The sequence below is a fragment of the Kitasatospora sp. NPDC085879 genome, assembly GCF_040686255.1.
Lineage (GTDB): Bacteria > Actinomycetota > Actinomycetes > Streptomycetales > Streptomycetaceae > Kitasatospora.
On sequence record NZ_JBFBJZ010000026.1, the window covers coordinates 57,827 to 77,215 of the forward strand.

9 protein-coding genes are annotated in these 19,389 nt (G+C 70.1%); 8 read left to right on the forward strand and 1 reads right to left on the reverse strand.

Translation table 11 applies throughout. The features are described from left to right. Positions 1-14: 14 nt before the first annotated feature. From AB0P35_RS20845 to AB0P35_RS20875, 7 genes are all read left to right on the forward strand, one after another. The gene (locus AB0P35_RS20845) at positions 15-1,064 is read left to right on the forward strand and encodes a Gfo/Idh/MocA family oxidoreductase (RefSeq protein WP_363512535.1); all 1,050 of its coding nucleotides are present in this window, start codon (positions 15-17) and stop codon (positions 1,062-1,064) included. Then, positions 1,061-1,975, forward strand: a complete 915-nt coding sequence (locus AB0P35_RS20850; RefSeq protein ID WP_363512537.1) for a TIM barrel protein — start codon at positions 1,061-1,063, stop codon at positions 1,973-1,975. The genes AB0P35_RS20845 and AB0P35_RS20850 overlap by 4 nt, the downstream gene beginning before the upstream one ends. Continuing rightward, positions 1,972-3,876 (forward strand): 5-dehydro-2-deoxygluconokinase, encoded by a 1,905-nt coding sequence (gene iolC / locus AB0P35_RS20855; RefSeq protein WP_363512539.1) that lies wholly within the window; start codon positions 1,972-1,974, stop codon positions 3,874-3,876. The genes AB0P35_RS20850 and iolC overlap by 4 nt, the downstream gene beginning before the upstream one ends. A gap of 89 nt (positions 3,877-3,965) precedes the next feature. Next, positions 3,966-4,886, forward strand: a complete 921-nt coding sequence (iolB, locus tag AB0P35_RS20860; RefSeq protein ID WP_363512541.1) for a 5-deoxy-glucuronate isomerase — start codon at positions 3,966-3,968, stop codon at positions 4,884-4,886. Then, positions 4,883-6,778, forward strand: coding sequence for a 3D-(3,5/4)-trihydroxycyclohexane-1,2-dione acylhydrolase (decyclizing) (gene iolD, locus AB0P35_RS20865; protein ID WP_363512543.1), 1,896 nt, complete (start codon positions 4,883-4,885; stop codon positions 6,776-6,778). Before iolB ends, iolD begins: the two co-directional genes overlap by 4 nt. 183 nt (positions 6,779-6,961) lie before the next feature. Further along, positions 6,962-14,122: a TcdA/TcdB catalytic glycosyltransferase domain-containing protein gene (locus AB0P35_RS20870; RefSeq protein ID WP_363512545.1), complete on the forward strand. Its 7,161-nt coding sequence runs from the start codon at positions 6,962-6,964 to the stop codon at positions 14,120-14,122. Between the two features lie 168 nt (positions 14,123-14,290). Continuing rightward, positions 14,291-17,845, forward strand: a complete 3,555-nt coding sequence (locus AB0P35_RS20875; RefSeq protein WP_363512547.1) for a right-handed parallel beta-helix repeat-containing protein — start codon at positions 14,291-14,293, stop codon at positions 17,843-17,845. Positions 17,846-17,875: 30 nt separating this feature from the next. On the opposite strand, the gene AB0P35_RS20880 is transcribed toward AB0P35_RS20875, so the two are convergent. Next, on the reverse strand, positions 17,876-18,199 hold the full coding sequence (locus AB0P35_RS20880; protein ID WP_363512549.1) for a type VII secretion target: 324 nt from the start codon (positions 18,197-18,199) through the stop codon (positions 17,876-17,878). A gap of 300 nt (positions 18,200-18,499) precedes the next feature. On the opposite strand from AB0P35_RS20880, the gene AB0P35_RS20885 reads away from it, so the two are divergent. After that, a complete protein-coding gene (locus AB0P35_RS20885; protein WP_363512551.1) occupies positions 18,500-19,291 on the forward strand; it encodes a response regulator transcription factor in 792 nt (263 codons plus the stop codon). The last annotated feature ends 98 nt before the right edge of the window (positions 19,292-19,389 follow it).

Genomic DNA, 19,389 nt, shown 5'->3' on the forward strand with positions numbered 1-19,389 from the left:
CGGAAGGAACCCCCGTGCGCGTTGGCCTCCTCGGCACCGGCCGAATCGGCTCGTTCCACGCCCGCACCCTCGCCCGCCACCCCGATGTCACCCACCTCCTGGTCTCCGATGCCGTCCCTGGCCGCGCCGAGGAAACGGCCCGCACGCTCGTGCACGAGACGGCCGCCGTCACCGCCCTGACCGGCGTGGACGAGATGTTCGCCGCCGCCCCGGACGCGATGGTGATCGCCACCGCCACCGACTCCCACGCCGACCTGATCGCCCGCTGCGCCCGGGCCGGCCTGCCCGCCTACTGCGAGAAGCCGATCGCCCTGGATGTCGCAGGCACACTGCGCGCACTCGCGGAAGTCCGCGAACACGGCACCGCCCTCCAGTTGGGCTTCCAGCGCCGCTTCGACGGCGGCTACGTCGCCGCCCGCGAAGCGCTGCGCTCCGGGCGGCTCGGCTTCGTGCACACCATCCGCACCACCACGTCCGACGCCGCCCCGCCGCCCGCCGCCTATGTGCCCACCTCCGGCGGCCTGTACCGGGACTGCATGGTCCACGACTTCGACGCGATCCGCTGGGTCACCGGCCGTGAGGTCGTGCGGGTGCACGCGGTCGGCTCCAACCTCGGCGAGCCGTTCTTCGCCGAAGCAGGGGACGTGGACAGCGCCGCCGCCGTGCTCACCCTCGACAACGGCACCCTGGCCACCTGCACCGCCACCCGCTACCACCAGGCCGGCTACGACGTCCGCATGGAACTGGCCGGCAGCCGCGACCAGCTGGTCGTCGGCCTCGGGCCCCGCGCGCCCATGACCTCCGCCGAACCCGACTCCGCCGCACCCCCGGAAGCCCCGTGGCGGGACTTCCTCGCCCGCTTCCGCAGCGCCTACATCGCAGAGCTCGACGCCTTCCTCCTCGTCGCCAGGGGCCGCCGGGCCAGCCCGTGCACCGGTGAGGACGCCCTTGCCGCCCTGCTGATCGCCGAAGCCTGCGAACTCTCCCGCGCCACCGGATCCCCGGTCGACATCGCCGAACTGCTCAAGGACACCGCCGCCGACCCGATGGAGGCCCTGCGATGACCACGCTCCCCACCCACCGCCCCCTGATGAGCAGGGTCGCGGCCGCCCCCATCTCCTGGGGCGTCTGCGAGGTCCCCGGCTGGGGCCACCAGCTGCCGCCGACCCAGGTACTCGAGGAGATGCGGGAACTCGGCATCACCGCAACCGAGTTCGGACCCGACGGCTTCCTCCCCGCCGACCCGCGGAACCGCGCCGACACCCTGCGCTCCTACGGGCTCGACGCAGTCGGCGGCTTCGTGCCGGCCGTACTGCACCGTCCCGACCACGACCCGCTGCCCACCGTCACCGCTGCGCTGGACACCTTCGCCGCATGCGGCGCCACCACCCTGGTCCTGGCCGCCGCCACCGGCCAGGACGGCTACGACAGCCGCCCCACCCTGGACGAGACCGGCTGGCGGACCCTGTTCGGCAACCTCGACGCCATCACCGCCGCCGCATCCCGCCGCGGCCTCACCGCAACCCTGCACCCCCACATCGGCACTCTGGTCGAACGCGAGGACGAGGTGCTGCGCGTCCTCGACGGCAGCACCGTCCCGCTGTGTCTGGACACCGGCCACCTCCTCGCCGGCGGAACCGACCCGGTCTCCCTGGCCCGCCACGCCCCCGACCGCATCGCCCACGTCCACCTCAAAGACGTCGACAGCGCGAGCGCCCAAGAAGTGCGCGCAGGACGCACCCCCTACGCCACGGCCGTCGCCGAGGACCTCTACCGGCCGCTGGGGCAAGGCGACGTCGACCTCGCCGCCCTCATCGGCACCCTCGAAACCCACGGCTACCAGGGCTGGTACGTGATGGAGCAGGACACGGTCCTCAACGGGCTCCCGACCGCCGGCCAAGGGCCGCTCCGCGACGTGCGCGCATCCCTGGACCACCTCTCCCGAATCGCCCACTCCCAGGCGGTACCCCGGTGACCCCCGCCGACCCCACCTCCTACGACCTGATCACCCTCGGCCGTGTCGGTGTCGACCTCTACCCCCAGCAGGCCGACGTCCCACTCGCCGAGGTCGAGACCTTCACCAAATCCCTCGGCGGCACCGCCACCAACGTCGCCGTGGCCGCCGCCCGCCACGGAATGCGCACCCACATCGTCACCGCCGTCGGCGACGACCCCTTCGGCTCCTACGTCCGCACCGCACTGCGCACCTTCGGCGTCGACGACAGCGGTGTGGCCACCGTGCCCGGCCTGCTCACCCCCGTGGTCTTCTGCGAAATCCACCCGCCGGACCACTTCCCACTGCTCTTCTACCGCCTCCCCACAGCCCCCGACCAGCATCTGACCCCGCAGCACCTCGACCCGTCCGTCCTCGGACAGGCCCGCATGCTGTGGATCACCGGCGGCGCCCTGGCCACCGAACCCTCCCGCGGCACCACCCTCCTCGCCGCCGGCCAGAGGCACCACAGCGCGGACACCGTCCTCGATCTGGACTGGCGACCCGCCTTCTGGGACAACCCCCAGGAAGCACCCGCCTGGTACGCCAAGGCCCTGGAACACGCCACCGTCGCCATCGGCAACCAGGACGAGGTCCACGTGGCCGTCGGCACCCGCGACCCCGACCGGGCAGCGGACCTCCTGCTGGAACGCGGCGTGCGGCTCGCCGTCGTCAAGCAGGGCCCCGCCGGAGTCCTCGCCCGAACCCCCACCGAAGACATCCGCATCGAACCGCTGCCCGTTCACGTCGTCAACGGCCTCGGAGCCGGCGATGCATTCGGCGGCGCCCTCGCCGCAGGACTGCTCGCCGGGCGACCGCTGCACGAGGTCATCGAGACCGCCAACGCCGCCGGCGCCCTCGTCGCCGGACGCCCGGCCTGCGCCGACGACATGCCCTACCCCGAGGAGATCACCGAACTCCTGCACCGCCACCGCACCCGCCCCGCCGGAGCCCCACCACTGGCCGTTCCCCCGGCCTCCCGCACCCGCCCCGGTGACGACCGGAGCACCCGGAGAACTCCCCGGCACCTCACCGAGATCCGCGCCGCCGACCCCGAACGCGTCCGCCGCGCCATGAACAGCCGCCCCCGCTTCGACCCGGCCCGGTTCGGAGGCCCGCTGTTCCTCCTCGCCGCAGACCATCCCGCCCGCGGAGCCCTGGCCGCCGGGGGAAACCCCACCGCCATGGCGGACCGACACGACCTGCTCGCCCGCTGCGCCGAAGCACTCGCCCGCCCCGGTGTCGACGGGTTCCTCGGCACCGCGGACCTGATCGAGGACCTCACCCTGCTCGGCGCCCTGGACGGCAAACTGGTCCTCGGCTCGATGAACCGCGGCGGCCTGCCCGGCGCCGCCTTCGAACTCGACGACCGCTTCACCGGCTACGACGCCCGCGGCATCCAGGACGCAGGACTCGACGGCGGCAAACTGCTCCTGCGCCTGGACCCCCAGGACTCCGCCACCGCAACCACCCTCGAGAGCGCAGCCCACGCCGTGGACTCCCTCAACGAACGCGGCCTGCTCGCCCTCGTCGAACCCTTCGCCTCCCGCCGCCGGGACGGCAGGGTCCGCAATGAACTCACCGCAGACGCCCAGATGTGGGCCAACAACATCGCCCAAGGCCTCGGCCGCACCACGGCCCGCACCTGGCTGAAACTCCCGGTGGTACCCGAGATGGAACGCATGATGTCCTCCACCACCCTGCCCACCCTGATCCTGGGCGGCGAAGGCGGCACCGACCAGGACCGGCTGTACGCCACCTGGGCCGAGGCACTGCGCATCCCCCAGGTCCGCGGCCTGATCGTGGGCCGCACCCTGCTCTACCCGCCCGGCGACGACATCGCCGAAGCCGTCGACACCGCCGTGTCCCTGCTCGCCCGGTGACCCGACCGGTGTGCCGTCCTGTCCCGACACCGGGCGGCACACCGGCCCACCCCCAGCAGCCCGTCCGCATCACCACGAGGAGCCCGCCCATGGGCCACGGAACCCACCCGACGACCCCCGCCTCCAACGACCTGCACCGGCCGCACGGCAGCACCGCCCGCCCCGGCCACCCCTGTTGGATCGACCCTGACACCGCCGGCTGGACGTACTCCTCGCTGCGCGTCCTCCACCTCGCCCCCGACCGACACCACCGCCTGGACACCGCAGACAGCGAATGGATCGTGCTGCCCCTGTCCGGAGCCGTCCGCGTCCACTGCGAGGGCCTCGACCTCGACCTGCACGGCCGCCCCGACGTCTTCACCGCCGTCAGCGACTTCGCCTACCTGCCCAGGGACACCACGGCGCATCTCCACAGCCCCGCCGGCGGCCGCTTCGCCCTCGTCGGCGCCCGCTGCGAGCGGCGCCTGCCGCCCCGCTACGGCCCCGCCCACAGCGTCCCCGTCGAACTACGCGGCGCCGGACACACCAGCCGCCAGGTCAACAACTTCGCCGCCGCCCACACGTTCGAGACGGACCGGCTGATCGCCGTGGAAGTCCTCACCCCCGGCGGCAACTGGTCCTCCTACCCGCCCCACAAGCACGACCAGCACCGACCAGGCGCCGAGTCACAGCTGGAAGAGATCTACTACTTCGAGCTGCGCGACCCCCCGGGCTCCGGACCCGGCACCGGCTACCACCGAGTGACCCCCTCCGGCCCCCACTCGCACTCCGACGTTCTCGCCGAGGTCCGCACAGGCGACATCGTCCTCGTCCCCGACGGCTGGCACGGGCCCTCCGCAGCCCCGCCCGGCCACGACATGTACTACCTCAACGTCATGGCCGGCCCCGAACGAGCCTGGCTGATCCGCGACCACCCCGACCACACCTGGATCCGCGACACCTGGCACACCGAACCCACCGACCCCCGCCTCCCCCTCTACACCGCCCCAACGGAAGGCCCCCCGCGATGAGCACCACGCGCCCGAGCACCGTCCGCCTCACCACCGCCCAAGCGCTCATCCGCTTCCTGGCCCACCAGTACACCGAACGCGACGGACAACGCCAGCGCCTGATCACCGCCTGCTGGGGCATCTTCGGCCACGGCAACGTCGCCGGCATCGGCCAGGCACTGCTGGAGACCGACCGCACCGGCCCCCACCACCTGCCCTACGCCCAGGGCCGCAACGAGCAGTCCATGGTCCACGCCGCAGTCGGCTACGCCCGGCAGGCCGACCGCCTCCAGACCCACGCCGTCACCACCTCCATCGGCCCCGGCGCCACCAACCTCGTCACCGGCGCAGCCCTGGCCACCATCAACCGCCTCCCCGTCCTGCTCCTGCCCGGCGACGTCTTCGCCACCCGCCCCGCCGACCCCGTCCTCCAGCAGCTCGAAGTCCCCTACGCCGGCGACATCAACGTCAACGACACGCTGCGCCCGGTCTCCCGCTACTTCGACCGGATCTGGCGTCCCGAACAGCTCATCCCGGCCGCCGTCCAGGCCATGCGGACCCTCACCGACCCCGTCGACACCGGAGCCGTCACCCTCGCACTGCCGCAGGACGTCCAGGCCGAGGCGTACGACTGGCCGCTGGAGTTCTTCACCGACCGAACCTGGCACATCCGCCGCCCGCGCCCCGACACCGGCGAACTCGAGACCGCCGCCCACGCGATCCGCAACGCCACGCGGCCGCTCGTCGTCGCCGGAGGCGGCGTCCACCACAGTGCCGCAGAGAACGCCCTCGCGGCGCTGGCCGACACCACCGGCATTCCCGTGGCCGAGACACAGGCAGGCAAGGGCTCCTTGCCCTGGGACCACCCCTGCCAGCTCGGCGGTATCGGCCACACCGGCACCCCAGCCGCCAACACGGCCGCCGCCGAAGCCGACCTGGTCATCGGCGTCGGCACCCGCTGGACCGACTTCACCACCGCCTCCGCCACACTCTTCGCCCACCCCGGCGTGCGCTTCGTCAACCTCAACATCGCCGGCCCCGACGCGCACAAACTCGCCGGCCTCCCCGTCGTCGCCGACGCCCGCGCCGCCCTGGAAGAGCTCACCGCCCGCCTGGCCGGCCACCAGGTCACCACAGGCCACCGCGCCCAGTACCGGCATGCCGCCGACCAGTGGCAGAGCACCGTCGACGAGATCTACAGCACCCCCCACCCCGACGCCCGCCCCACCCAGCACCAACTCCTCGGCATCCTCGAAGAAGTGATGCACCCGCGCGATGTCCTCGTCAACGCGGCCGGATCCCTGCCCGGAGACCTGCACCGGCTCTGGCGCCCCCGCGACCCGCACCAGTACCACGTTGAGTACGGCTACTCCTGCATGGGCTACGAAATCCCCGCCGCCATCGGCATCCGCCTCGCCGCACCCGACCGAGAGGTCTTCGCCCTCGTCGGCGACGGAACCTACCTGATGATGCCCACCGAACTCGTCACCGCAGTCCAGGAGAACATCAAAATCATCCCGATTCTGATCCAGAACCACGGCTACGCCTCCATCGGCAACCTCTCCGAACACGTCGGCGCCGAACGCTACGGCACCGCCTACCGCCACCGCGCCGCCGACGGCACCTACACCGGAGACCCGCTGCCCCTCGACCTCGCCAGCAATCTCGCCTCCCTCGGCCTTCACGTCCTGCGCGCCGACACCACCAGCCAGCTGCGCGCCGCACTGCATACAGCCCGAGCCGCCGAACACCGCACAGCGGTCTACGTGGAGACCGCCCCCGCCGACCCCAAGGCACTGACCGCCCAGCCCTGGTGGGACGTGCCGGTCGCAGCCGAGTCCACTCGTGCCGCAGCCAGGAACGCACGCCGACACTACGAGCTGCACAAGCGCACCCAGCGCCGCCACCTGTGACTGGGCCCAGGGGCTCTATGTCCTGTCGGGGGAGTCCGCTACGTTTCACACCCCCGGCAGGAGGGTGACTCCGACAGATTCGGAGCGGACAGGAGGAGCGATGAACACCTGCTCCCTCCATACGGCCGGCATACCCGGGCGCCCGCGCACCCGATCTGCGGCGATGGGTGAGGCCGGCCGGCGATGTCCCTGAACATCCCGTCGTGGGCACACCCGGTGATGGGAATCCTCGTCGGACACTGGCCTACGGCGGACGAAGACGGCATGCGCGATGCGGCCACCGTGTTCGACCAGCTCGCCTGGGACGCGGACGCCCTGCACGGCCAGCTGTCCGCCCAGTCCGTTCACGTGCCCGGCTGGCGGGGCGAGAGCCGCGACGCCCACGACCGGGGCGTGGGGCATGTGCTGGGCAACAGCGGGCTGGCCCAGACACGAGAATCGGCAGCCCGCCTGGCGGACAGCATCCGCACCGCCCGCGGCCAAGTGGTGAAGGCCAAGGTCCAGGACCTGGAGATCGCCGCCTGGCTGCTCGCCTCCACCGCCTGGGCACTGGCGAGCGCCTACATCACGGGAGGCGCCTCGCTGCAGTTGCTGGCCGTACTGCAGACGGCCGCCGAAGAGCTGTTGGCCGCTGTCAGCCGCTGGCTGCTGGCCGCAGTCAAGGCGATTGCCGGCGGTGTGCTGTTCATGGTGGCCGCGGACGCGAGTGCACAGGGTATCGAGCTGCTCCGCGGAGACATCGACACCTTCGACCTGGACTCGCTGGCACAGTCCGCCATAGGCGGCGCCGTGGTCGGTGCTGTGAGCCTGCCACTGGGACTGGTGGTCCGGCCTGCCGGAGAAGCGCTGAAGAACACCCTGGGGGCACTCCTGGGGAAGTCTGCGGGGGCGACCGCCGAACGGGCCGTGGGATTCGCCAACATGGTGGCCACGAACTGGGTGACGAACGCGGGGCTGGGGGCGGCGCAAGGGAAAGCGAACTTGAGTCTTGCGGATGCCGTGGCCGGTGCAGGCTCGGCCGCCTTGCACGTCCATGGCGCACCGCACGGCGAGTCCGTACCAGCTGCGGGGCACCGGGCAGAGACGCCCGCACCCCGTCCGGGCCGCGGCGAGGACCACTTCGGCTCGGTTGCCTGGCCCTCGACAAGCGGCGAAGGCTGGGGGGTCGGTACCGGCGACGGGCACTGGCTGGAGGCAGTGGGGGAGGGGAACTGGTGGGTACGGCCCGACGGTTGGGGGCAGGCACCGCAGGATTCGGCCTTCGCGGCAGCAGTCCGCGCGATCCCGCCCGCAGCCGACGGAAGGCCGCGACTCGTCGTGGGGACGCCTGACCTGCCGACGGATGCCGTTCTGCACCGTTTGGCCCCGGCATGGCAGAACGTCAAAGCCGCAGGAGTGACCGTCTCGGAAGTGGTTCTGGCATCACCGATCGGCGAACGCGGGATCGCGGCCGTTCGCGAGTTCGCAGCGCGCGAGCAGGTCAAGGTGACGGCACCGAACGGACAAGTCGTGGCCAGCCCCGACCGATCGCTGTTCGTGCCGTCCGCCGGCGGAAGCGCCGGCACCTCCACCCATGGGCAGTGGCTGCACGTGACACCGAGGCCGGAACACATGCACGCCCCTGCGGCACCCTCGTCCCACCCGGCCGAGGCAGGCGCCCAACCGCGGCCGACACCTCACCCTGCGCCTGAGTCCCGTGCCACTGCTCACACCTCCGTCCGATCGGACAGCCCTCTCGTCGGCCGACCGGACATCCCGCGCCAGGCCGAGGGCGCCAGCGTGCTCCCCACGACCACGCACAACAGCAGCACCCACGAGTCGACCGGCCCTGGCACCCCACAGCAGCGCGCCGCTCTCCGGTACACCCCGCCGATTCCGTCCGTCGAGCGGTCGTCAGGCCTGCACCACCTCGCCGCCACGACCCACCAGACCGTCGGCGTCGCCGGGGAACCAACAGCAGCGGTTCCCCGACCCGCGCCCGGGCCCGCCCACTCGGCCGCCGCACCGAACGCGCCCGGCCACCCTGTGCACACCGACACGGCGCCGTTGCAGACACACCCGGGCACAACCGTGCGCGTCGGCGGTGCCGTCCTGGACCCACCCCGTTGGGAGCGCGCCCTGCCGGAAGGAGACAGGGGAATACAAGAACTGGCGGACCGGCTTGCTGTGGACCCGGTCCCACCCGCCACCGCCCTCCATGAGCCGATGCCTGCCAGAGGGGGGCAGGCTGGTCACGAAGCCGCACCGGCCGTCCTGCCACCTCACCGGAACAACGGTGAGGTGCTGTCAGCCCGTGCACTGGCCGATGTTCTAGACCCGACCGGCCACTACGGTGCCGGGCCTGTGCTGCCACCTGACGCTGTGCCGGGCGGGCTTGATGGACAACCGGAGCCCCCGATCCCGGGCCACGAGCAACGGCCTCCTATCACCCCCGACACCGCTCTGCCCTCGGCCCCCGCGGGCACCTCCGCCCACCCGACGCCCGACCGCCTCGCGACCCCGGAGCTCCGGCACACCGAACAGGACATGAACGGTGTGGCGCCCACTCCACCGGTTACCACGTTCGAGGGGAGTGGGCAGCTGCGGGCGGCGCTCAGCGACGACTTCGACCCGTCGGCAGGCGCGGCGGTGCCGTCCACAGCCCTGGCCAGAATCTTGGGGCCGGACGTGTTCGGCCTGCGGCAGGCACCACCTGCGCCGGACTTCTTGCACGGCTACGACTTTGCCCGGATCAAGGCGGACCAGCGCTCCGCGCTCTACCAGGCACTGGACCTGACACACGAGGCGCCCCGCCCCGCAGACCTGGTCCCCTCCGCGCTGGAACACCGGCCGGACTGGGTCGCGGCGTCACAGCAACAGTGGGTGAGCCGCACGGACACCCCCTGGTTGCCTAAACGCCCGAAGATCCCACACACCCTGCATTCCATCTGGCTGGGGGGTCCACTACGTGACGAAGGCGCCATGCACGTCTTCCGCGAGAACGTCGGAGCCGCGGCCAGAGGTCTCACCGATTTCGACGTCGTGATGTGGACGGATGTGCCCCGCGAACAGTTCGATGCTGCCCGATCCCTTCCCATGGAGCCTGGGACGACCGCCCAACTGGCCGAAGTCCGATCCATGCTCGACTGGGCGCAGGAGAACGATGTCAGGCTGGTCAACGTCGACGAAGTGTTCTCGGCCGGCACCCCCATGGAACTCCAGGCCCTCTACCGGACCGAGATGGCCAAGCAGATCGGCCCGGGTTACGCAGCGGCCAGCGACATCCTGCGTATCGAAATCCTCAGACGGTTCGGCGGGGTCTACTCCGACGGCGACAACATCCTGTCCGCCGACCTCGGAGCGGAACTGCTGAGGGTCGCCAACTCGCCCCAGGGCTTCGCCGTTGGCACCGAAATGGGACGCAACACCAATGCAGTCCTGATCTCCCCAGCTGGGCACCACTTCCTCGACGCCTACCAGCAGGCCATGGCCGACAACTACACCCGCACCCCCTACGAGAACGCCCTTCGTAACGGAGCCCTGATGGTCGGCCACCGGGACGCCCTGGTCCCAGCCGATCCCGATCGCGCGCTCGCCCCACAGATCCGACCGCAGAACCCGCAGGCAGTGCGCACCGAGGTCTTGCACCGCACCGGCCCCAGCCCAAATGTGTTCGAGCCGCTGGCCGCCGCGCTGGACCTCGCGACTCGCACCCACCTGCCCCGGGTTGCCGAGGACGTGTTCACTGTCCGTTCCGACCATTCCTGGCTACCCGACGGCCAAGCGCACGAGACGATCGACGCGAGGCCTGCGGCACCGACTGCACACGAGACCGTGCAGGTGGCACGCAAGCTGTTGGCCTCGTTGGTGCACGAGCTTCACAGCCAGCCCGGCAATCTCAACCTGGCCCGCTACGCCCCGGTGGCCGAGCAGCACGGCGCCCCCGGAACTGTGTGGGATGCCGTCATTGGGATGATCGCCGCCGATCCGCATCTCCGGGACATGGTCGACTCGGTGACTCTGGATGTCCTTGACGCGAACAACCGGCCGATGCGCACCGTGGATTTGCCGCCGTACGCTCGGGATCTGCTCGGTGTCACAGACCGGGCGGGCAGTGACGAGCAGATCTTGCCTGCGGGTACCTTCCCGGCCCACTTGCGGGAACCCGGTGCGTCCTGGGAGTCACGCCATACGGACAGGTCATTCGACGCGCAGGAAGGCGTGGAACAAGGTCGCGACCGCGGCGGCCCGCAACCGGTGTCCGACCGTACGCGAACTCTACTCGGAACCGGCGGGCACGGACTGGCCGGCCTACTCTTCAACCACGGGGCCCCCGCGCGGGCTGAACTGTTGGGGCGAAGCCATGGCCTCGTTCTACGTCCTGGGCTGAGCCACTCGCTCCTCGACAAGATTGATTTGGTCCTGCGAGAACTGCCCCGGGCAGACGTGGCGGACAATCCAGAGCTCGCCTCGATCTTCGTTGGCCCGCGGGACCTCGGCCAGAGCAGCGCGTACATTGGCGAACAGCGGGGTATCGCCGTGGTCCGCCCGTTGGGCATGCCGGCGTGGCTGTACACCCGGCTGGACCGCGGCGTCGTCTGGCAGCGCCAGCTTATGGATTATGGCGCGCTGCAGGGCCACGAGGGCATCAGCGCCAGAGAGGACAAGGCGCTCGAACTGGGCGACCGCCGGCGCGACGTCATGGCGGGGGTCTCGGACGTCCTGGCTCACGGCAACCTGGTGGAGTGGACCCTCAGGCATGAGGTCGGCCACGCGGTTGACCAGCAGATTTCCTGGGTGGACCGCTTCTCGTCCCAGGAGATCTTCGGCGGCTGGCGTCTCCACCCGACGTTCGCGGAACGGAGGGCCATCGCCTGGGACATTCTGCGCAGCGTGGGTGTGAGCGATGCCGAGGCGGGTCTGAAAGACGAGTACGGCATGTCGATGGTGGAGGCCTTCGCCACGGTCCTCAACCCGCCCAGCCTGGCACTGCACCGGCAGGGGAAGGACCTGCGAAACGTCTTTCACCAGTTCGGCGGTGGCTTGCGGGACAAGGGGGAGCAGGCTCTGCGCCGGGTGCGGTTGGCACTTGCGGAGCCGTGGACCTTCTCCGACGGCGGTGGCGCGGACCTGAGCATCGACGGCCGGATATACCAAGTGAGTTCGCAGGACGGCTGGATCAGCTATCTGGCGGATCAGCGCCGGTACGCCGTCTCCAACTACCAGTTCGCCACACCGTCCGAATGGTTCGCCGAGGCGTATGCGGCATTTCACGATCCCGCACCCGGACCCCGGGAACGGCTCAACCCGCAGGTCCGGGAGTGGTTCTCCAGGAGGCTGTCCCCGACCGCGGAGGCCCCATCGTCGGAGGCCGCTGCCGAATCCGGGGGGAACACGCTGGCGGATCACCCGGCCGAGCCTGTGCCGATCCGAGACCGGCCCGTGGAGCCCGCCGAGCTGGCACTGGACAGGGCGGTGGTGCGGTTCGCTCGGGGGGACAAGGCGGTCACTCCCGCTGCCAGAACCGACCTGATCGTGCTGGCCGACCAATTGGCACACCAGGGACTCGAACGCTGGAAGCGGGGACTGCCACTTCCCGAGATCGACGTCGTCGGCTATGGCAACGGCAAGCGTTTTCCGGTTCCCGACCTCGACCAGGCGTCGCGCACCGGTTACGAGCGAGCTGTCGCAGTCACTGACGTTCTGAAGGAACGGCTGGTTGGACGGCTGGCGGAGCTGCAACCGGACGCCTCGGACGTCTTGACCGCCGATCGGTTCCCGATCAAGGAACGTTCCGCAGGCACAGGAGCGGACGAAGGTATCGGCGGTGCGGTGCCGCATGACACACGAACGCGGCGCCGAGCGGTGGTGTCGGTCGACTATCAGCCCCACCAAGTGGTCATCGGCGACGCGAGCCGCGGCGCCGAGCTCGTGCCGCGTGAGCTCCACTTCGTCTGGCTGGGCGGCACTCTGAGCGAGGCTGCTCGCGGCAATGTCGATGCGTGGCTGGCCAAGGCCGGCGAAGCCGGCTGGCATGTGAACATGTGGGCGGACCGGGGCGCGATGTCCGCGAACGCCGACTTCTTCGCCGGACTGGCGGCGGCCGGGGCCAAGGTCACCTCGGTTGATGCCGAGCTCTTCGCCCACCTTGACAGTGCAGTTGACCCAGGGCCGTCCCCGGCCCGGAAACCGTGGGACCTGTACAGCTTTGCGGTCGAGCACAAGGCCTTCGCCATGGCGTCGGACATCACCCGCTATGCGCTGCTGCACCGAGAGGGCGGTGTCTACCTGGACGTCGACCTGGGCCCCGGGAGGGCAGAACTTCCCGACGCCCTGACCATGCCCGCCGACGGGATCCCCTTTTTCGCTCCCCAGATCCATGACTGGGGGCACATGGAGCAGATCCTCAGGAACAACGGCTGGCCCTCCGCCGGGGCCGGGGGAGTGGACGGGCACGAGGCATTGAGTGCGGCCGTGGAAGCCCAGTACAAGCGGGGTAATTTCGGCAACAACCTGATCGTGACGCAGCCGCGATCGGCCTTCCTGAAGGGAGTGCTCGAGAGCCTGCCCGATCCGAACGACCCCGTGTTCCAGGCGAGGGCCAAGGACATGAGGAACGATGCAGCGAGCGTGACCGGGCCGTGGCGGCTGATGCGCGAGGTGGAAAGGTTCCTCGGAGCATCGGGTGAGTGGCCGGCGGGCGCGAAGTGGGCCACTTTGTTCGACTCCCGAAGGGTGGCGTTCGACCCCGGACAACGGCGGTGGTGGGACGGCCTGGAGTGGCTCACCGCAGAGAGCGAGAATCAGGAGACCACCCCGGTACCCACCCCCACCCCTGCCCTGGAGCCACCGGCCCGAGAACCTTCCTGGCATCTCGAGGTCGTGCCAAGTCCCACGGACGAGGAACGTCTTGCGGCCGCTGCCGAGGCACAGCAGTGGGTCTGGCGTAGCGAGAAGGGGACCCTGTGGCGCAACGACGACAGGGAGTCGGCCGTGGTTTCCGCCGCGGGATTCCAGTCCATGAACCCCGCCAAGTTGAACTTGCCGGACCACGTCATGAACAGCGGCGGTTCGAACGGGCACGGGTTCGTCAGCACCAGCCGCGAGAAGAGGCTGAGCCGGGAGGCCAACTACCAGTACATGGTCAAGGCCTCCGGAGGTGCCGACGTGAACCGGGCGCTTCCCGGCCATCAGCACAAGGGGGAGATGGAAATCGCATTCCCCGGCGGCATCGGACCGCGCTACATCAAGGGCACCTATGATCTTGACCCCGACGGCATGCCCACCGGGTGGATACCCAATCCCGGCTACGTGTCCATCAACGGGCCGGGCCAGCTGGCCAAGATCATGAAGTGGTTCGGGTAGGGCCCGGGTTTTCGGGCCCATGGGCCCTGCCTGCCGCCGACAGGTCCCGCATAGTCTGCGCAGACCGTCGCTGAGCAGCCGACGGGGCCCTGCCCGACCCCTGCCGAGCCGAGCCGGACGCAGGCCGCCGGGCAGGGCCGTATCCCCAGGACGATTCCGGCCGATCGCATGCCCTGCATCCGTCCGGGGACCGACCGGACCAACCAAGGAAAGGCAGCCCGTGCCGCAGATAGACGTTCTGTCGGGCGGTGCCCACAGCCCACGGACGCCTCCTGCGTCGATGCCCGGGCACGCCCTGTCCTTCGCTGGCACCGCCCTGGAGAGCTGCCGATGAGCGGACGGATTCTCAATGTCTCCGCTCGTGAGCCGGGTTGCTATCCCAGCATCGGCCACGCGCTGGCCGAAGCCGGGAACGGTGCGATCATCAATGTGCTGCCCGGTGACTACCGGGAGAGCGTGGTGGTCCGTACCCCGGTGAGCATCACCGCCGAGGACGGCCGGGGCAGCGTCACCCTCCATGCGGTGGACGGCAGCGCCGTCGTCCTCGCCGCCGAGGCACTGACGCTACGCGGCCTGGTTCTGCGCAACCGGGACACCAAGGCTGCCGCTGTGGAGGCGGCCACCGGCCGTCTGACCATGGAGGACTGCTCCGTTGAGGCGGACTCCTGGGCCGCGGTCGTCGTGAGCAATCGGGCGACCCTGGCCTTGCGTGACTGTGACGTCCGCAACCCGGGGGGCTCCGGCATCGTGGCCGCGGAGGAGGCCGACGGACTGGTCGAGCGCTGCACTGTAGAGAACATCGGCGGATCAGCGTTCGTCCTGGCCTCGGGCGCCGACCCCGTGGTGCGCGAGTGCACGGTCCGGGACGTACAGGGCAACGCGGTCTGCGGGACCAATCAAGCCCGCGGACGGATCGAGAACTGCGACCTGTCCGGCACCGGTGGACCGGCCATCGGACTGGAGAAGGAGAGCACCACCGCGGTCGTCCGCACCCGCATCCACGACACCTGCGACGCCGCCGTCCACATCACCGGCAAGGCCCGCGGGGTCATCGAGGACTGCGAGTTCAGCGATCTTGGAGGCCACGGCATCGTCCTCACGGGCGGCGCGGACCCCTCCGTCCTGCGCTGCCGGATCGTACGGCCCGGCGGCGACGGCATCCATGTGGCCGACCGCTCCCGAGGCACGTTCGAGGACTGCGAGGTCAGCGAGAGCACCTACAACTCCGTATGGGTGACCGGGGAAAGCGATCCCACCTTGACCTCGTGCCGACTCCACACCAGTGCGGAACTGGCGGTCGTGGTGCGGGAGCAGTCCGCCGGCACTTTCACCGAACTGCAGATCCAGGACGTGCAGGGGCACGGAATCGGCATCAGCTCCGGTGCGAACCCTCTGATTCGCGCTGTGTCGGTGTCCGACTGCCAGGGCCACGGCATCCTGGTCGCCGAGGACGGCCGCGGCCGCATCGAGGACTCCCGGATCCAGCGGACCGCCCTTGCTGGCCTGGCGGCTTCCGCGGGCGGCAACCCCTACTTGGTCGGAACCCGGATCACCGGCAGCGCCGACATCGGGGTACTCGTCGGAGCCGGGGGACGCGTAGTGCTGCGAGACTGCGAGGTTTCCGGAGCCGCCGCCCAAGGAGTACTGGCGCAGGGCGACGGCGAACTGTCCCTGACCCGCGCACGCGTACACGACTGCAGGCGCGGGGGAGTCCACTTCACCGACCAGGCCCACGGCTCGCTCCTGGCCTGCGAGCTGTACGCCAACGGTGCGGACGGACTGCTGATCCAGGCCACCGGCGCGATCGCGGTGCGCGACTGCGACACCTGGGACAACCGCGGCGCAGGCCTGCGCCGAACCGTCCCCGACAGGGACATCGTGGTGGAGAACCTCACCAGCCGGGGGAATCGTGCCCCCGACACCGGAACCGCCACCACTGCCACTGCGGCCCTCCCGTCCGTCGATGGCCACCGGGCCGACTTGCACCCCGCCAAGTCGGTCACCCCCTCCGACAACCGGGACACCGGCCAGGGTGCCCTGGCCACCGCTCTGGCCGAACTCCAGAGCCTGGTCGGCCTGGGCGGGGTCAAGCGCGAAGTCACCAATCTGGTGAATCTCAACCAGATGGCGGCACGTCGGCGCGAGTTGGGCCTTCCTGCACCTCCCATGAGCCGCCATCTGGTTTTCGCCGGCCCGCCCGGGACCGGCAAGACCACGGTTGCCCGGCTGTACGCGCAGATCCTGGCCGCCCTCGGCACTCTCGGCAGCGGCCACCTGGTAGAGGTCGCCCGGCTCGACCTGGTGGCGCAGATCGTGGGCGGCACGGCCATCAAGACCGCAGAACGGTTCGAGGAGGCCCGCGGCGGCGTGCTGTTCATCGATGAGGCATACACCCTGGTGTCTGGAGACGGCGGCTCCGGTCCGGACTTCGGACGGGAGGCGATCGACACCCTGGTGAAGTTGATGGAGGACTACCGCGACGAGGTGGTGGTGGTCGCGGCCGGCTACTCGCACGAGATGCGACGCTTCCTGGCATCCAACCCCGGCCTGGCCTCCCGTTTCACCCGCACCGTCGAGTTCGAGGACTATAGCGCCGCCGAGCTGGTCACCATCGTCGAGCAGATGTGCGCAGCCCACCGGTACGAGCTGGCCCGCAACACCCGGGAGACACTCACCCACTATTTCGAACTCCTGCCGCGGAACGAGGACTTCGGGAACGGCCGCACCGCACGAAAGGTCTTCGAGGAACTCGTCGAGCGCCAGGCCCAGCGCCTCGCCGAACAGCCCGACGCCAGCGCGGCCGAACTGACCCGGCTGCTGCCCGAGGACGTCGCCGCGCCCGCGCTTCCCGGCGCGCCCCTCCCCGGGGCCGGCGACGAGGAGACCCTGACCGACCTCATGGAGCAACTCCACGCCATGGTCGGCCTCTCACAGGTCAAACGCGAGGTGTCGGACATGGTGAACCTGCTCGCGTCGGTGCGCCACCGGCAGGCTGCCGGACTGCCGACGCCCTCGCTCAGCCGACACCTCGTCTTCTCAGGACCTCCCGGCACCGGCAAGACCACGGTTGCCCGCCTCTACGGGCGGCTGCTTCGTGCGCTTGGCGTCCTCTCCCGCGGACAGCTTGTCGAGGTCTCCCGTGCGGATCTGGTGGGGGAGTGGGTCGGCCACACCGCCCAGCGCACCCGCGAAGTCTTCGAACGGGCCCGTGGCGGAGTGCTGTTCATCGACGAGGCGTACACCCTGTCCCCGGTCGGTCATACCGGCACCGACTTCGGGCGGGAGGCGATTGACACCCTGGTGAAGCTGATGGAGGACCACCGCGACGAGGTGGTGGTGATCGCGGCCGGCTACTCGGAGGAGATGGAGGGCTTCATCGCCACCAACCCCGGCCTGGCATCCCGCTTCTCACGGATTGTGGAGTTCGACAACTACACGCCAACCGAGCTTGTGACCATCCTGGACGGGCATGCGGCCCAGGCCGGATATGTGTGCACGCCGCCCGTGCGCGAGGCGCTCCTGCGTCAGTTCGAAGCGGTGCCGCGCGGACGCTCCTTCGGTAATGGGCGGTACGCCCGGCAGGTCCTCGACACCATGGTGACCCGCCAGGCGGGGCGCCTCAGCAACACCGTGAGGCCAACCGGGGAGGAGTTGCGCACCCTGCTGGCCGAGGACCTGCCGCAGATCTCCGCGCCTTCTCCGGCGGGTGAGGGCGCTTGCTGAACCGCGCCAGGAGGCTGTGAGGCCGCAGCCTCACAGCCTCCTGGCCAGGTCGGCGACGGCCGCGCGATTGCCCGCCTCGGCGGCCCGGTACAGGGCTGCCGAATCCTGCAGTCCGTCGGCGTACTGGTCGTACCTGGTGCGGAGATCCCGCAGGAGGGCGGTCAGGTCGGCGGTGCTCAGACTGTACTGCTCGGCAGCCTGGACACCGGCGGGAAGCGTGCCGTAGCCGTCATGGGGATCCGAGCAGGTCTGGGTGTACTTGTCGATGCAGGCAGAAAGATTCCGGCCAGCCTCCCGGAACTCCTCGGCGAGCCTTTCCAGACGCTCCGGATCGACTGCGGTGTAGTCCGACACTTTGTTCTCCAAATTACCGGCGAGTATTGTGTCCGTGCGCCCAGTGCCCTTGGGTCGCATCCTGAGAACGCCTGTTCAAGAACCGGGTTGAAGCGCAGGTCGGAGTAGACCGTACCGGGCCCGCAGGTGAGATCGAGAGGCCTATCGAGGCCCATATAATCTGGGTCCGGCCCAATGTTATCGCCGAGGCCTTTATCTGCCGAAATTCCTCGCTTGACATTCGAGGCCCGTTGGCCAAGAGTCGCAGCGAAAAGGCGGGGACGGCCCAGGCGCGGGTCGGCAGGCATGCGATCAGGCCGAATGGCGGATCATTCGCCGCCCGGCACCGGCCAGGCTGAACTCGACAGCGCGGCCGGGAGCGGACCGCCGTTGAATGCCAGAGGAAAGCCGGCATGGGGCGACTTGATGATCGATGAGATGAAGGCCGACGGGGGGGAGGCCCAGGTGCGGGTCCTGGTCGTCGACGACGACCTGGTGATCCGCAAGGGGCTGGTCAGCCTGTTGCACGGCGACGGGCGGGCCTTGGTCGTGGGAGAGGCCGGAGACCGCTGCCGTGCCCTCGAGCTGGCCCAGTTGCAGAGCCCCGACGTGGTGCTGTTGGACCTGGGCCTGCCGCTCTTCGAGGGACTGCACGTTCTCGCCGAACTGTCCCGGATCTCCAAGGTCCTGGTGCTCGCGGGCAGGGACGTGGCCTTCGACGTGGACCAGGCGCTGCGGGTCGGCGCCACAGGTTATCTGGTGCACCGCCAGTTCTCTGCTGCCGAACTGATCACTGCGGTCATGGCCACCGCCCAGGGGCGTGCCCACCTGTCCCCGGGGGCGATCACCGCCCTGGCCGAGAAGCTCCGTTCGACGCGCACCCTGAGAGTGGCGCCGCCGCGCAGCGGCCGTGTCGGCGAGCTGTCCCGCCGGGAGCTGGAGATCATGGATCACATTGCACGCGGGCGGAGCAACCCCGAGATTGCCAAGACCCTCTTCCTCAGCGAGAAGACGGTCAAGAACCATGTGAACCGGATCTATGCCAAGCTCCAGGTCCGCAGCCGTGCCGCGGCCGTGGCCCTGTGGTTGGGCGCCGAGGTCGACTCCGCTTGATCTCGGCCGGATCCGCAGCCCGGCCCGGTGGCGGGCCGTCGAAGAACAGCGCAAATCACTGGTCGCCCGGCGGATGTCTCGATGGCTTCGAGCGCCGC